Raw genomic sequence first — 15064 nt, forward strand, 5'->3', positions numbered from 1 at the left:
CAGGTAAGCCAGATAGTATGAGCGATCGGCGCGGTTATATCCGCAAATCAGCACTTACCAACTGGTATTAACCAATGTGAACGCAGCGCAGCACACTGCTTAAAAACAGGCCTTAAGGCTGATTTCGCCCTAATTATTTCTTCACCGGAAACCAGCATGAAACGCGTTTTACTTTCACTTGCCTTATTTTCTCAACTTGCCGTCGCCAGCCCTCATTTGGCAGCAGTAGATGCCGATGTTTTTGCGCCGTCGCTTGCCGCAAAAGCGCAGTCGCTGGATATCGCTGGCGCAGAGCCTTTCGGTCAGCAGACCTTTGCCGTAAGGGATAAAGGCCAGCCGCTGGGCGTGCTGGTGCCGGGCAAAGGTCTGCTGCGAGTCGATATGAACGCCTGCTTTATTGGCTGGTCGCGCGATGGCAAAACCCTGGCAAACCTGACGCCAACTATTGGCTTTGGGCAGTTTAAAGGCGAAGCCTGTGAAGATGTCACCAGCATCGGTGTGATTTCGCAGAAGGACGACGGTGAACTAAAAATTGCGGTGATTTATACCGCGACAACGCTGGTACAAACCTCGCTGGTAGCAGTGGTGCTGGCTTACGATCCGCAGGCTCATGCCTTTGTCGTGGATAATGCGCTGACAAAAAGAGTCAATAGCGCCGATATAGACAGCGTGCCAAAAATTCGCCTTTTTTACGCCGCGCATCCCGGTACGGTAAGCATTTTCGATAGCAAAAAATATACGGCAAGGATTACCCGTTGGTGCGAAGAAGGGAACCTCAGCTGCGATGACGTAACCCTGGATTCCAGAAGCAAGCTCAGCGGCAACAGCATTTTACTGCAAGGCAAAACCATCAATATTAATTGCCCGGACGTATGCGATTTTCGCGGTTATGTTTTCGAAAATAATAACTACAGCTACTCGTTTATTAACAACGATTTTGCCAGCTGGACGATGGAAATTTTTAAAGGGAAACAGGTTATCGACAGCGTGCAGGGCAAGATGCGCTGATAAAAACACCCTGGTTATACGGCTGTCGGCAGGCTTTGCCGACAGCATTAAGTTTCAACTCCCGCCGGTAAACCTTGCCGGCGCGGCCCGAATGCCGAAATCCAACGCAGGAAAACGTGATGCGATTTACGATAATAGCCACCAAAACCGGGCAGCAGCCGCCGCAAAGCAGCTGCGACTTTTCGCCGCCGGGCGGCACCATTGGCCGTGGCGCCGATAACAACCTGGTGCTGCCAGATGATGACCGCACCATTTCCCGTTTGCAGGCGATCGTCCATATCACTGCCGACGGCGAATGCCGGATTACCAATCGCGGCAACGTGACGCTGGTGCACCTGAATGATATTCCCCTGGAGCGTGGCCGCCAGGTCGAACTGCAGGATGGCGATATTCTGGGTATTGATGAATATCGTTTGCAGGTTAGCGAGTCGTACGCTGCGGCGCCGCCTGCGGCCAGACCTGCGCCGGTCGCGCGTCCTGCCGCGCCAGCCGCGCCAAAACAGGAAAGCGCACCAGCCGCGATCCCCAGCGAAATCTGGGATAGCCTGGCGCAGGAATTTTCCATCAGCGACAATCTCTCCAGCCGCGCTGCGCCCGCCGCAGCCAATCCGTTGACGGAGAAAGCGCCAGACCGCAACCCGGCAGATCCGCTGGCGCAGCTTGCCGATAAGCCGCTTGATCTGGATCGCCGGGATCAAACGCCCGATTCGCTGTTCCAGAAAGAGTCGCTGTTCGATCGGAACAGCATTTTTGACGACAGCACGCCGGGCACGCTGGCGCAGCAGCAGGATAAAAAACAGAGCCTGGATCCAATGGCGCTGTTTGGCAGCAACAGTAGCGCGCCTGCAGGTGGCAATGATCCGCTGGGGCTGATGATGGGCAACGCCGTGCCGTTGACGCCGCCTGATGAAGCGCCGAGCCAGAACAAGCCGCAGGATAGCTTTGTGCCGCCTTCGCCAAAAGCATTAGACAGCAAGGAGAGAGAAGCCGCGCCGCAGCCTGACCAAAACAAGTCACCGCTGTTTGGCGAAAGCGAAGATCTGAGTAAGTCGCCGCTGTTTGGCGAAAGCGAAGATCTGAGTAAATCGCCGCTGTTTGACAAAAGCGAAGAGCTGAGTAAGTCACCGTTATTTGATGAAAGCGCAGATCTGAACAAGTCACCGCTGTTTGACGAAAGCGAAGAGCTGAACAAGTCACCGTTATTTGATGAAAGCGCAGATTTGAACAAGTCGCCGCTGTTTAACGAACACGCGGATCTGAGCAAATCGCCGCTGTTTAACGAAAACGCGGAATACAGCAGGCCGCTGGCTGAAAAGCTAAAGGCGGCTTCAGAAATGACTCAGCCGCAGGCGGAAGATCCGCAGAGCGATGCGGATTTCAACGCGCCCGCTACTGAATCCGCTCAGCAGGCCACCAGCCAGCAGCAGGACTACGGCGGCATTACGCTGCCGACGCCGCAGGCCGTGGCACGCAGCACTACGCCGCCGCCAAAAGGCCGCCTGCGTATCGATCCCGTTTCTAATCCGGTATCGCCACAGAGCAGCGTTTCCGGCGACGGCCAGCGCCTGGATGGCGAGCTGCTGGAGGCGCTGATGGGCGGCATGGGGCTGAACGATCTGCAGCCGACGCCGCGCTTCGATCGCGACGCCATGCAGGAGCTGGGCCAGATGCTCAGCATGTTCTCACAGGGCACGGTGGCGCTGCTTTCTTCCCGCTCGATCCTCAAGCGCGGCGTGAAAGCGGAAATGACGGTGATCCTCGACGAGGCCAACAACCCGTTCAAGCTGCTGCCATCGGGCAAATCAGTGCTGATGCAGATGTTCGGCAGCCGCATGCCGGGCTTTATGCCGCCGAAGCAGTCAGTACGCGACGCGCTGGTAGACCTTCAGGCGCACCAGTTAGGCATGATCGCAGGGATCCGCGCGATCATCGCCTCGATGCTGCAATCTTTTAACCCGCAGCAGCTGGAAGAAGAAGCGCGCGAAGAGGGCGCTATCTCTCGGCTCTCGTTGCCCAACAGCCGTAAAGCCGCGCTGTGGGAGCACTTCACCAAACGCTATGGCGAAACGGCAGGTGAAATCGAGGATGACTTCCATACGCTGTTCGGCGAAGCCTTCCTGCACGCCTACGATATGGAAGTAAACCAGTACAAAGATTCTCAAATCAGATCGGAAGAATGATGAATATCACCATTGCCTCTATGTCGCACCAGGGCGCCCGCGAAAGCAACCAGGATCAGACCGGCGAGCGCATCGGCGAAAGAGCGGCCTGTTTTGTCGTCTGCGACGGCGTGGCGGGGCTGCCCGGCGGCGACGTCGCGGCGACACTGGCGCGAGATACCATCCTGGCTCGTTTCAATGGCGAGCAGCACCTGGATGCGCAAAGCATTCGCCAGTACGTCAACGACGCCAACAGCGCTATTCGCCAGCAGCAGAAAGCGCGCAGCGACTACAGGCGCATGGGCACTACTATGGTCAGCCTGTTTATCGACAGGGATTACGATCTGGCCTGGTGGGCGCATGCGGGCGACAGCCGTCTTTATCTGTTTCGCCGCGGCTATTTGTATCACGTCACCACCGATCACAGCCTGGTGCAGCAGATGAAAGATGCCGGACACCAGACCGAAGGCATCAACAGCAACCTGCTCTATTTTGCGCTGGGCATGGGCGACGAAGAGCGGGACGCCAGCTACAGCGACGTGGTGGAAATCGAAGACGGCGACGCCTTTCTGCTCTGCACCGATGGATTCTGGCACGGACTGACGCAGGAAAATATGCAGGAGTCGCTGCATATGGTAAATACGCCGGACGAATGGCTGACGCTGATGCAGCAGGCAATCCGTAAAAATGAACTGCACGCGGAAACCAGCCAGGACAACTACAGCGCCGTCGCCGTTTGGGTCGGCGATCCGCAGGACACCACGCTGCTGCATTCGCTGGAAGCCGCAGCGCAGTTTTTCCCTCTTCGTGATTAAAATAAGGCTTTAAACCCCCATGAAATATTGGCTAACGGGTGTCACCCTGCTGATTGCGTCCAATGCCTGGGCACAGGATTATCTTGTTGTTACCGCTAAAACGCTGCAAATGGATGTCTGGCTCGACAATGTCAAAAACAAACAGCCTGCCAGCTGGTGTAAGCGCGATATCGCGCTGCGCATCGTGGCAAACGGCGATAAAAACCCGGCGAAAGTCGATGGGCTACTGCCGCAGGTCGCTGGCCTGATGTCGCAAAGCTGCGCAAAAGTTGCCTCGTTCCAGTGGCAGCTCAATGACGGCAACGGCAAAGCGCTGGCGCACGGCAGCGCCAGTAAAGCGAAAGGCTGGCTGAGCCAGATCACGGCAGCCGCGCCAGAAGAAATTCCGGCAGCGCCAACGCCGCCAGCTACCGAGGCTGCCGCGCCGCCGCCGGTTAATCCTGAAGACCTTTCACCGCCAGCGGATACCACGCCGTGGATCCAGTTCAGCCTGCTGGATGGCTGCCACTTCCGCACCTACTGGAATAACGGCAGCCAGGCCAGCGCGCTGTTTGTGCCAGCTAAAGGCGGCGTAACCTGCGGCAGCGACGGCTGGCTCAGCGGCAGCAGCCAGATCGCGCAGCTCGGCAAGGGCGCGTCCAGAAAACGCCAGGTTAGTTTTCTGCAGGGCTTCCCGGTTTCCGGCCTGAACAACAGCGCTATCGGCCGCGATATGCAAATCACCACGGTCAACAACGAACGTATGGTGCTGAGCGATGAAAGATCGCCGGAAAGCTGGATGGTGGTGCCCTATGCGCCCGCGCTGAACGGCTGGCAGGCCGACGGCACCGTAGTAGTGGCAATAAGCCAGCAGGCCGCAAAAGATGAAAGCACGCTTAAAGCGCGCCTGAATGAAGTGCGTAAAGTCTGGGCACCGTATCTCGCCGACGGCAAAATCACCGTCAGGCTGGTGGATGAGATCCATCCGCAGCTGAAAGATCCGGCCGCCGGCGCTTACCGCACGCTTAACTGATCCCTTGCCCGCCAGAGGAAAGCTATGAAATCTCTAACCGAACTGATGTCCGGCGCAACGCTTGCGGAAACGCTGGCACGCGTCGAAAGCGACATTAAAAGCCGTCCGGCCGATGCCGATCTGCGCGCGGCTTTCGTCCAGCTACTTTGCCTGGCGGGCCACTGGCCGCGGGCGAAAACCCAGCTAAAATCCTGGCTGGCGTTAAAGCCGCAGGCGCAGCCTACGGTGACGCTGCTGGAGCAATGCATCACGGCAGAAATCCAGCGCGCGGCGGTCTTCGAAGGCCAGGCGATGCCGAGAATGCCCGGCGAGGCTTTCGCCTGGGCGGAAGATCTCCTGAAAGCGCTGCGTAAGGAACACGCCGAAGAGGCCGATGAACTGCGCGCGGCGGCTTTTGAAGCGGCTTCTGCCAGCCCGGCAAGTATCACTTTGCAAAATGAACAGGTGCAAACGGCGGAATGGCTAATCGATGGTGATGGCCGTCTTGGGCCAATCTGCGAGCTGATCGTCAACGGCCACTACACCTGGCTGCCTTTTGCCGCCATTAGCGAAATACGTTTTCAGGCGCCTGCCAGCGTTACCGATCTGGTGTGGCGTCACGCTGCGGTCACCCTGATCGACGGCAGCGAGCAGGTTTGCCAGCTGCCGGTGCGCTATCCTTTTGCCGATACCGCCGCCGACAATCTGCGTCTGGCTGCCGTCACCGAGTGGACGCCGCTGGATGACCAGCAGTTTATCGGCCACGGCCAGAAAACCTGGCTGAGCGAAGAGGGCGATTTTCCGCTGCTGAGCCTGACCCATATTGCCTTCGGCGTAGCGGAAGAAAACGATGAGTGACGATCGCGATTTGCTGCACGGCGGCTATCGCCAGCGCGGCAAGGAGACGATGACGGCGCGCGATAAAATGCAGCCGTCGCTGCTGGACAGGCTCACCGACAACGCGCCGGACAAGCAGCAGGAAGCCGCCAGCAGCCGCGTAATCTCGCATGTAGCGCTAAAGCGCAACGTGCTGCGCGACCTGCAGTGGCTGTTTAACAGCATCAACAACGAAGCGCAGCAGGATCTCTCGCCGTTTCCACACGTACAGCGTTCCACCTGGAACTTTGGCGTTGCGCCGCTGGCCGGACAGCGTATGTCCGATATCGAATGGCAGGATATCCAGCGCAAGCTTACCAACTCTATCCTGCACTTCGAGCCGCGCATTCTGCCTGCGGGATTACAGGTGCGCTGCATATCAGACACCAGCTCGCTCAGCCTGCACAACGTGTTGTCGATTGAAATCAAAGGCCGGCTCTGGTGCGTGCCTTATCCGCTGGAATTCCTGTTCCGCACCGATCTGGATCTGGAAAACGGCCATTTTGAACTGAAAGACGTAGGCTAATCATGGACAGCAAACTGCTCGATTATTACAACCGTGAACTGGCGTACCTGCGCGAAATGGGAGCGGAGTTCGCCGAACGCTATCCTAAAGTCGCCGGACGGCTGGGTATGAGCGGCATTGAAGTGGCCGATCCCTACGTTGAGCGGCTGATGGAAGGCTTCGCCTTTCTGACCTCGCGCGTGCAGCTAAAAATGGACGCCGAGTTTCCGCGCTTTTCGCAGCGCATGCTGGAAATGATCGCGCCTAACTACCTTGCGCCAGTCCCTTCAATGGCGATTGCCGAGCTGCATCCGGACAGCAAAAAAGGCGATATCAGCAATGGCTTTGTGGTGTCGCGCGGCACCATGATGGAAAGCCAGCTGCTGAAAAAAAATGGCGTTACCTGTAGCTATGCCACGGCGCATGACGTCACGCTGCAACCGCTGAGCATCGCCAATGTAGAGCTGGGCGGCGTGCCGGCTGATATTCCGTTAAGCAGCATGGGGCTGAGCCAGCGCGGCGCAATGAGCGCGCTGCGGATCCGGCTGGAATGCTTTAACGAAGTCACGCTGAACCACCTGACGCTCGACAACCTGATGTTTTTCCTCAGCGGCCCCGATATTCAGGCGCAGCAGCTGCTGGAATTGATTATGCAACACACGGTCGGCAGCTTCTGCCAGACAGTAGAACCGCAGCCGCAGCGGATAGTGCTGGGCGACGACGCGCTGAAACAGGAAGGCTTCGCCGCTGACCAGGCGCTGCTGCCGGAAGATCTGCGTAACTTTGACGGTTACCGGCTGCTGCAGGAATATTTCGCCTTTCCGGCTCGCTTCCAGTTTGTCAGCGTCAATGGTTTAAGCGAGCTGCCGAGCCGCAGCGGGCCAGAGGCGAAAGCTTTTGAAATCGTGCTGCTGCTGGACAAGGCCGATGCGGCGCTGGAAAGGGTAATCGACAAAAGCCATCTGGCACTGCACTGCACGCCGGTAATCAATCTTTTCCCGAAAATCGCCGAGCGGCAGAAAATCAGCGAAGGTGCGCACGAATATCACCTGGTGGTAGATAACATTCGCCCGCTGGATTACGAAATCTATTCGGTGCAGAAGCTGTATGCCAGCGGCGACAAACAGCAGAACGAGCAGGTTTTTCGGCCTTTCTGGAGCACTTTCGGGCGCGATGAAGGCGACTATGGCGCCTATTTCTCATTGCGCCGCGAGCAGCGCACGCTGTCGGAACGGGCACAGCGCTACGGCACGCGTACCGGCTATATCGGTTCCGAAGTGTTTCTGTCGCTGGTAGACGAACGCCAGTCGCCCTGGCGCGACGATCTGAGCCATCTGACGGCGGAAGTACTGTGTACCAGCCGCGATCTGCCGTTAATGCTGCTGGCGCAGGATCAGGGCAGCTTTTCGATGGCAGATTCCGTGCCGGTTAGCCGACTAACGCTGCGCAAAGGTCCGACGCCGCCACGCCGGGCGCTGGCGGAAGGCATGGCGACCTGGCGGCTGATCGGCCATCTGCAAATGAACTATCTGAGCCTGATGGACAGCGACGACGGCCAGGGCGCTTCGGCGCTGCGCCAGCTGCTGAGCCTGTACGCTAACCTGGCGGAAGCGCCGGTAGCGCGGCAGATAGAAGGCATCCGCCACTGCCAGCTCAGGCCGATAAGCCGCCGGGTACCGGAACCCGGCCCGATAGTGTTCGCGCGCGGCATCGGCATTGAGCTGAGCGTGGACGAACAGGCGTTTTCCGGTGCCAGCCCGTGGCTGCTGGGCAGCGTGCTGGAGCAGGTTTTCGCCAGGCTGGTCGCCATCAACAGCTTTACGGAACTCACGCTAACCAGCCAGCAGCGCGGTGAAGTCGGCTACTGGCCAGCGCGCATGGGCAAAAGGGCGCTGATATGAACGTGCTGCGCATTCGTAAAGAGCAGCGGCTCCCGGAAGGATTCTGGTCAGGCGTTACGCAGGCGCCATGGCGCTACGATCTGTTCCAGCTGCTGCGCAGGCTGGATGCCCAGGGCGGCGAGCGCTATCCGCTGGGCCGCGCGCCGCTGCCTCGTCATGAGCCGCTGCGTATTGGCCAGGAGCCTTCACTGGCTTTTGCGCCCGCTACGCTGTCGAAAGCCGGGCCAAGGCCTGACAGCCCGCTACACGATATTTCTATTCTCAGCTTCGGCCTGTTTGGCCCCAATGGCCCGCTGCCAACGCACCTGACGGAGTATGCCCGCGAGCGGATTACGCACCATCAGGATCGCAGCATGTCGGCCTTTGCCGATCTGTTTCATCATCGCCTGACGCTGCTGTTTTACCGCGCCTGGGCCGATGCGCAGCCAACGGTATCGCTGGATCGCGAAGACAACCGGCGGTTTGAGCGCTATCTGGCAAGCCTGATCGGCATGGGCCAGCCGGGCCAAATGGCGAAAGGCAGCCTGAGCGATCACTCGCGCTATGCGGTGGCCGGGCATTTAACCCGCCATGCGCGAGATGTGGAAGGATTACAGAAAATCCTCAGCCACTATTTTAAAGTGCCGGTAAAGCTGGTGGAAAACGTGCCGCACTGGTTGCCGATCGACAACCGCGAGCGGGCAAAGCTGGGCGCTGGCAGGCATGCGCCAAAGCTGGGCGAGTCGATGTTTCTGGGCGTGGCCGTGCGGGATGTACAGCATAAGTTCCGCATCGAGCTTGGGCCAATGCCGCTGGAAACCTATAACCGTTTCCTGCCCGGCGAGCCCTGGACAGAGCAGCTGCGGGACTGGGTACGGCAATATCTGGGCATCGAATACGTCTGGGAACTGCGGCTGATTTTGGCGGCAGAAGAGGCTAAAGGAATTCGACCCGGCGACTCATCGCGGCTTGGCTTTAATAGCTGGCTGGGGCATTTAAAAAGCGATCGCTCGTTACAGGATTTAACCTTCAGTCCGGAATCATAATAATCTTTATCCTTAGTACAAATCAGGAGGGTTTACATTGTTGAAGACAGCAGCAAAAGCGGACTTTAATAAAGCTGTTACGCAACTAAATGAGACTAGTAACGCTATAGCAATAAAATATATTCCAGCAGGAATATCACGCGATATCTTTCTCAAAGAAATAAACGATTTAGCATCAGCTGTGTCGCGCGACATTGATATTCAATGTATGTCCACAGCAGGTGGCATAAAGACGATTCAGGAAGAGATAAGACATTTACGCGAGCAGGATTTTAAATTAATGAGCGGAAGGATGACTCAATATGCTGCTATAAAAAAAGAAAGAGTTAACCGCAGCGTTAATTTAATCCTCAAACAAATTGGTTTCATCGGCGGAGGAAGCCAATTTTTTGGTGGTGCCGGTATCTGTGCTGCATCGTTAGGGAGTCTTTGCGCTGCCTATGGCGCTCCTCTGATGGCGCATGGAGTTAATAATGCTTACGAGAATGGTTATTTTCTTCTATACAGAAAAGATAAAGTCGGCTACACCAAAAAAGTCTACCGACTCCTGGCTCATAAGTTGGGCGCGAGCGAACAACAGGCTGATACGGTTTTCAGCGCGGTAGATCTTGGCCTTTCAGGTTATGGTATATTCAGAAAAGTTCCCAGAGCCGACCGGTTCCGCCTATACAGAACTTTGAGCGATGACTTTATTCGTGACTGGAGAAATATGGGGCCGATACCGCTTCTTAATGAAAGCATCGGTGATACGAGTACTTTATTTGGTATTTATCAGTCTGAAAAGGAGAGGTAAATGTACAGTGAAGTCACAATAACGGACAATTCATATCTGGTAACGATCGGATATGAGATAATTTCAATAATTATTGCTTTCCTAATTTTCCTGCTTAGTTCAAAAAAAATCTTTTCCTTAAAAGCTCAGTGGGTAATCAAAATTTTGGCTATTTTTATTGCGGGTTGTGCACAGTACTATCTGGCAAAATATGGCGCGGATTATATTTACCGCTTATGCGGCTATAGTGCATGGGATGATACGACCATAAGATTTTCTGCTTTGTTTTTTACCTTTATTTACGTTTTGTTTGGCGCTGACTGGAAAGATATTACCAGTAAAAACAACAAGGTAGAAAAAAATAAACCCTGACTATTGCCATCATTTTTTGTAAGTTCTCTTATCCTCGTTTTTACGGGTGATATGTGGGTACGTCTTGCAAGGAATACCAGATAACAGCCTCCTTTTTATCAGAACGGGTTACTAATCTGGCTACGCTTCACGGCCCTGTATTCCATCAGTCATCTACCATATTGGATCAACCATGTCAGAAATCAGCCGCGCCGTACTGTTCGGCAAACTGGACAAGCTGTTATTTACCTCGCTGGAAAGCGCCACCGCCTTTTGCAAGCTGCGCGGCAATCCCTATGTGGAGCTGGTGCACTGGCTGCATCAGCTGATGCAGCAGCAGGATGGCGATCTACAACAGCTTATCCGCTACTTTTCACTGGACGAAGAGGCGCTGACGCGCGATATCGTTGCGGCGCTGGATCGTCTGCCGCGCGGAGCGAGCGCCGTATCGGATTTGTCGGAGCATATCGACAGCGCGGTGGAGCGCGCCTGGGTTTACGGCTCGCTGAAGTTCGGCGCGCAGCAGATCCGCGGCGGCCATCTGCTGATCGGCCTGCTGAAAACCTTCAACCTGGCAAACCTGCTGAAAGGCATTTCGCCGCAGTTTGGCCGCATCAGCATGGATACGCTGCTGGAGCAGTTCGACAGCGTTTTCGCTGACAGCAAAGAGACCAGCGTCACCGCCGCGCCGGTAGCGGAAGGCGCTGTGCTCCAGCAGAAAAGCACGTTGGCGCAGTATGCGCAGGACCTGACGGCGCGCGCCCGCGAAGGCAAGATCGATCCGATCGCCGGGCGTGACGAAGAGATCCGCCAGATGGTGGATATCCTGATGCGCCGCCGTCAGAACAACCCACTGCTGACCGGCGAAGCGGGCGTGGGAAAAACGGCGGTAGTAGAAGGCCTGGCGCTGCGTATGGCATCGGGCGACGTGCCGGAACCTTTGCAGAACGTGCAGCTATGGCTGCTGGATATCGGCATGTTACAGGCTGGCGCGGGCATGAAAGGCGAGTTCGAAGCGCGTCTCCAGGCATTGATCAACGAAGTGCAGTCCAGCGCCACGCCGATCATCCTGTTTATCGACGAGATCCACACGCTGATTGGAGCTGGCGGCCAGCAGGGCACCGGCGATGCGGCCAACCTGCTGAAACCTGCGCTGGCTCGCGGCCAGCTTCGCACCATCGGTGCCACGACCTGGGCGGAATACAAAAAATATATTGAGAAAGATCCGGCGCTGACCCGGCGTTTCCAGACCGTGCAGGTGCAGGAGCCGGACGAAGAAAAAGCGCTGCTGATGCTGCGCAGCACTGTTAGCCCGCTGGAAAAGCACCATCGCGTGCTGCTGCTGGATGAGGCCGTTGCCGCTGCGGTAAAACTTTCTCATCGCTACATTCCGGCTCGTCAACTTCCCGATAAAGCCGTAGCGCTGCTCGATACAGCCTGCGCGCGCGTCGCCGTCAGCCAAAGCGCACAGCCGCCACAGCTGGAAGATTGCCTGCATCGCATCCATGCGCTGGAGATTGAAAAAGAAATAGCGGAACGCGAAGCGAAGGTAGCGATTGGCGACGCGGCCCGCGCGGTTAAAATCAGCGAGCAGCTGAGCGAACTGGCCGTGCAGCGCGATGAACTAACAGCACGCTGGCAGTCAGAACGCGAGCTGGTAGATAGCATCATCGCCCTGCGCGCGCAGCTGCATGAAGATAAAGCAGAAGATATCGCCGCTATCCACCAGCAGCTTGCCGACCAGCAGCAGCAGCTGAAAACGCTACAAGGCGAAGCGCCGCTGCTGTTCGCCGCCGTGGACGCTAACGTAGTGGCCGCCGTGGTTTCAGACTGGACGGGCATCCCGCTGGGCCGCATGGTGAAAAACGAAATCGACGCGGTGCTAAAACTGGCCGATACGCTGAATGAACGAGTGATTGGACAGCGCCACGGTCTGGATCTGATCGCCAAACGCGTACGGACTTCCCGCGCGCGGCTGGACGATCCCAACAAGCCGGTTGGCGTCTTTATGCTGTGCGGCCCGTCCGGCGTTGGCAAAACCGAAACCGCGCTGGCGCTGGCGGAAACGCTTTATGGCGGCGAGCAAAATATCATCACCATCAATATGAGCGAATTCCAGGAAGCGCACACCGTCTCTACGCTGAAGGGCGCGCCTCCGGGCTACGTCGGCTACGGCGAAGGTGGCGTGCTGACCGAGGCGGTGCGCCGTCGTCCTTACAGCGTAGTGCTGCTGGACGAGATCGAAAAAGCGCATCCCGACGTACACGAAATCTTCTTCCAGGTCTTTGATAAAGGCTGGATGGAAGATGGCGAAGGTCGTCATATCGATTTCCGTAACACGCTGATTATCCTGACTTCCAATGTAGGCACGCAGCTAATTAGCGCCATGTGCGCCGATCCGGAGTTGATGCCGGAGCCGGAAGCGCTGGCTGGCGCGCTGCGTGGGCCGCTGCTGGAAGTCTTCCCGCCAGCCTTGCTGGGCCGTCTGCTGGTGGTGCCTTACTATCCGCTGAGCGACGAAATGCTGGCCAGCATCGTGCGCCTGCAGCTTAAGCGTATCCAGCTACGCCTGGAGCAAAACCACGGCATCGTCTCCGAAGTGGATGACAGCGTGATTGAACGCATCGTTCAGCGCTGTACTGAGGTAGAATCCGGGGGCCGTATGGTCGATGCCATCCTTACCAACACGCTGCTGCCGCAGATGAGCCAGCTGCTGCTGGATGCGCACCGGCGTGAAGAAGAGTACCAGCGCCTGCGAGTGACCCTGCACGAGGGCGAGTTCCAGTGTCAGTTTGAGGCGTAAGCCGCAATTAAGAGAGTTGTCCAATATGTCAGAACAAGATATTCCGCGAGCCATTCCTAACGCTCTGCCGGTGGGCTACCGCTTTAACGAGTTTGAAATTAAAGAGGTGATTGGCGGCGGTGGCTTCGGCATCGTCTATCGCGCCTGGGATCGCCAGCTTGAACGCACCATCGCTATCAAAGAGTTTATGCCCGCCTCGCTGGCGGTGCGTAACGACGATTTGACGCTGGTGCTGCGCAGCGAACGCTTCAGCAAAACTTTTCACGCCGGGCTGAACAGCTTTATCCAGGAGGCGCGCCTGCTGGCTCGCTTCAACCATCCGAACCTGCTGCACGTGCTGCGTTTCTGGGTACAGAACGACACTGCCTATATGGGCACGGCTTTTTACTCCGGCACCACGCTGTCGCAGCTGCACAGCCGCCGTCCGGAGATGATCAGCGAGGCGTGGATCCGCTGCCTGCTGCCGCCGCTGTTCGGCGCAATCAACACTATCCACCGCGAAGGCTACCTGCATCGCGATATCTCGCTGGATAATATCCAGATTCAGGAAAACGGCGTACCGGTGCTGCTGGACTTCGGCTCAGCCCGTAAGGCGATCGGCAACCTCTCTGACGAAACCGAGACCATGCTTAAGCCGGGCTTCGCGCCGATTGAGCAATACAGCGACGATAACGAAAGCGAGCAGGGCACCTGGACTGATATCTATGCGCTGGGCGCGGTACTGCATACGCTGATTGTCGGTTCGCCGCCGCCAGTCAGCGTGGTGCGCAGCATTGAGGATAACTATAAGCCGCTGGTGCAGCTAAAGCCGGAAGGTTATTCGCTGCCGCTGCTGCATGCTATTGACCGCGCGCTGGCGCTGCAGCCGGAAGACAGACCGCAGACGGTAGACGAATTCGCCGCGCTGATGGAGCTTTCCGCCAGCGATATCAACGAAATCTTCGAAGTTAAAGTCAGCGGGCCTGGCACCATGCTGGTGCCGGTAGAAGAAGAAGTGCCTGCGCCGAAAGCCGCTGGCTGGAAGCGCTTTATGGTGCCGGGTCTGGTTGCTGCTGGCGTGCTGGTGGGTATTGGCGTCGGCGCGCTGATGGCTGGCGGTGGCGACGATGCGCCGCAGACGGCTTCCGCGCCAGCGGCAGCTTCCACACCAGCAGCTTCTGCACCGGCGGCTTCGGCACCAGCAGCTTCTGCACCAGCGGAAACGGCCAAAGCAGAACCTGCCGCCGCCGCACCGCAGGTTGCGGAACCTGCGCCAGAGCCGGATCCGATCGCCCAGGTCTATATCAAACTGCAGCCGGGCGACAAAGTGGCGATGAACGGCAATCCCCAGGCGCTGGTGCCGTCGCCAAACGGCTTTGCCATGCTGCAACTGCCGCCGGGCGACTACCGTTTCAGCATCAGTAATGGCGGCCAGACCCGCAGCCAGAGCATTACCGTCGACAGCGAAGGCGTCTGGCTGCTTAATCCGCAGAGCTAAGTCATTGATCAGGCTGGCGGCCAGCAGGAACACCTGGCCGCAAGTCTGGCGTCATCCGCAATAAATTTAGTTTGTAAAATTACCATCAGTCCGGGAACCCACTATGTTTGATCGCATCACCGTTCTTCTGCCGGTCGAAGGCCTGCTGTTCTGGAAGCTCAGCGGCCGGGAAAGCCTCTCTGAATCCTTCGCGCTGACGCTGGAGCTGCTCGGCACCAGCGCGCGCATCGACCGTAAATCGCTGCTGGGCCAGCCGGTCACCGTCTGCATCCCGACGCAGGGCCTGATGGCCACGCGCTACCTCAACGGCAAAATCACCCGCGTGGGCGTCGGCAGCCGCGAGCTGAACGGCACGCGCTACGCGGTGTACAGCCTGACCAT

At 57.3% G+C, this 15064-nt stretch carries 13 protein-coding genes; all 13 read left to right on the forward strand.

Annotation, left to right across the window (positions count from 1 at the left end):
* Positions 1 to 156: 156 nt before the first annotated feature.
* A complete protein-coding gene (locus tag ACETPC_RS22370) occupies positions 157 to 1008 on the forward strand; it encodes a hypothetical protein (RefSeq protein WP_380184665.1) in 852 nt (283 codons plus the stop codon).
* 119 nt (positions 1009 to 1127) lie between these two features.
* Positions 1128 to 3188 carry a type VI secretion system-associated FHA domain protein TagH gene (gene tagH, locus ACETPC_RS22375; RefSeq protein ID WP_380184666.1) on the forward strand — a complete coding sequence of 687 codons (2061 nt, stop codon included), beginning with the start codon at positions 1128 to 1130 and terminating at the stop codon, positions 3186 to 3188.
* On the forward strand, positions 3188 to 3982 hold the full coding sequence (locus ACETPC_RS22380) for a PP2C family protein-serine/threonine phosphatase (protein ID WP_380184679.1): 795 nt from the start codon (positions 3188 to 3190) through the stop codon (positions 3980 to 3982). Before tagH ends, ACETPC_RS22380 begins: the two co-directional genes overlap by 1 nt.
* Positions 3983 to 4001: 19 nt before the next feature.
* Positions 4002 to 4994 carry a hypothetical protein gene (locus ACETPC_RS22385; protein ID WP_380184667.1) on the forward strand — a complete coding sequence of 331 codons (993 nt, stop codon included), beginning with the start codon at positions 4002 to 4004 and terminating at the stop codon, positions 4992 to 4994.
* Positions 4995 to 5018: 24 nt separating this feature from the next.
* Positions 5019 to 5831, forward strand: coding sequence for a type VI secretion system accessory protein TagJ (locus ACETPC_RS22390; protein WP_380184668.1), 813 nt, complete (start codon positions 5019 to 5021; stop codon positions 5829 to 5831).
* Complete coding sequence (gene tssE / locus ACETPC_RS22395) at positions 5824 to 6375, forward strand: type VI secretion system baseplate subunit TssE (protein ID WP_380184669.1); 552 nt, start codon at positions 5824 to 5826, stop codon at positions 6373 to 6375. The genes ACETPC_RS22390 and tssE overlap by 8 nt, the downstream gene beginning before the upstream one ends.
* Positions 6376 to 6377: 2 nt before the next feature.
* The gene (tssF, locus tag ACETPC_RS22400) at positions 6378 to 8255 is read left to right on the forward strand and encodes a type VI secretion system baseplate subunit TssF (RefSeq protein ID WP_380184670.1); all 1878 of its coding nucleotides are present in this window, start codon (positions 6378 to 6380) and stop codon (positions 8253 to 8255) included.
* On the forward strand, positions 8252 to 9280 hold the full coding sequence (gene tssG / locus ACETPC_RS22405; RefSeq protein ID WP_380184671.1) for a type VI secretion system baseplate subunit TssG: 1029 nt from the start codon (positions 8252 to 8254) through the stop codon (positions 9278 to 9280). The genes tssF and tssG overlap by 4 nt, the downstream gene beginning before the upstream one ends.
* 37 nt (positions 9281 to 9317) lie before the next feature.
* Complete coding sequence (locus ACETPC_RS22410; protein ID WP_380184672.1) at positions 9318 to 10073, forward strand: DUF4225 domain-containing protein; 756 nt, start codon at positions 9318 to 9320, stop codon at positions 10071 to 10073.
* Entirely contained in the window at positions 10074 to 10424 is a 351-nt protein-coding gene (locus ACETPC_RS22415; protein ID WP_380184673.1) for a hypothetical protein, read from the forward strand.
* 172 nt (positions 10425 to 10596) lie between these two features.
* The gene (gene tssH, locus ACETPC_RS22420) at positions 10597 to 13206 is read left to right on the forward strand and encodes a type VI secretion system ATPase TssH (RefSeq protein ID WP_380184674.1); all 2610 of its coding nucleotides are present in this window, start codon (positions 10597 to 10599) and stop codon (positions 13204 to 13206) included.
* Between the two features lie 25 nt (positions 13207 to 13231).
* Positions 13232 to 14683, forward strand: coding sequence for a serine/threonine protein kinase (locus tag ACETPC_RS22425; protein ID WP_380184675.1), 1452 nt, complete (start codon positions 13232 to 13234; stop codon positions 14681 to 14683).
* A gap of 103 nt (positions 14684 to 14786) precedes the next feature.
* Positions 14787 to 15064, forward strand: a 278-nt coding sequence (locus ACETPC_RS22430) for a contractile injection system protein, VgrG/Pvc8 family (RefSeq protein WP_380184676.1), incomplete at its 3' end; no start/stop codon positions are given.

It is taken from the genome of Pantoea sp. sgz302252 (assembly GCF_042610525.1).
In the GTDB taxonomy this organism is placed as follows: Bacteria; Pseudomonadota; Gammaproteobacteria; order Enterobacterales; family Enterobacteriaceae; genus Erwinia.

Excerpts from the sequence above, each read along its gene's own strand:
- ACETPC_RS22370 (WP_380184665.1), top strand. The coding sequence starts at position 157 with ATGAAACGCGTTTTACTTTCACTTGCCTTATTTTCTCAACTTGCCGTC.
- tagH (WP_380184666.1), top strand. The coding sequence starts at position 1,128 with ATGCGATTTACGATAATAGCCACCAAAACCGGGCAGCAGCCGCCGCAA.
- ACETPC_RS22380 (WP_380184679.1), top strand. The coding sequence starts at position 3,188 with ATGAATATCACCATTGCCTCTATGTCGCACCAGGGCGCCCGCGAAAGC.
- ACETPC_RS22385 (WP_380184667.1), top strand. The coding sequence starts at position 4,002 with ATGAAATATTGGCTAACGGGTGTCACCCTGCTGATTGCGTCCAATGCC.
- ACETPC_RS22390 (WP_380184668.1), top strand. The coding sequence starts at position 5,019 with ATGAAATCTCTAACCGAACTGATGTCCGGCGCAACGCTTGCGGAAACG.
- tssE (WP_380184669.1), top strand. The coding sequence starts at position 5,824 with ATGAGTGACGATCGCGATTTGCTGCACGGCGGCTATCGCCAGCGCGGC.
- tssF (WP_380184670.1), top strand. The coding sequence starts at position 6,378 with ATGGACAGCAAACTGCTCGATTATTACAACCGTGAACTGGCGTACCTG.
- tssG (WP_380184671.1), top strand. The coding sequence starts at position 8,252 with ATGAACGTGCTGCGCATTCGTAAAGAGCAGCGGCTCCCGGAAGGATTC.
- ACETPC_RS22415 (WP_380184673.1), top strand. The coding sequence starts at position 10,074 with ATGTACAGTGAAGTCACAATAACGGACAATTCATATCTGGTAACGATC.
- tssH (WP_380184674.1), top strand. The coding sequence starts at position 10,597 with ATGTCAGAAATCAGCCGCGCCGTACTGTTCGGCAAACTGGACAAGCTG.
- ACETPC_RS22425 (WP_380184675.1), top strand. The coding sequence starts at position 13,232 with ATGTCAGAACAAGATATTCCGCGAGCCATTCCTAACGCTCTGCCGGTG.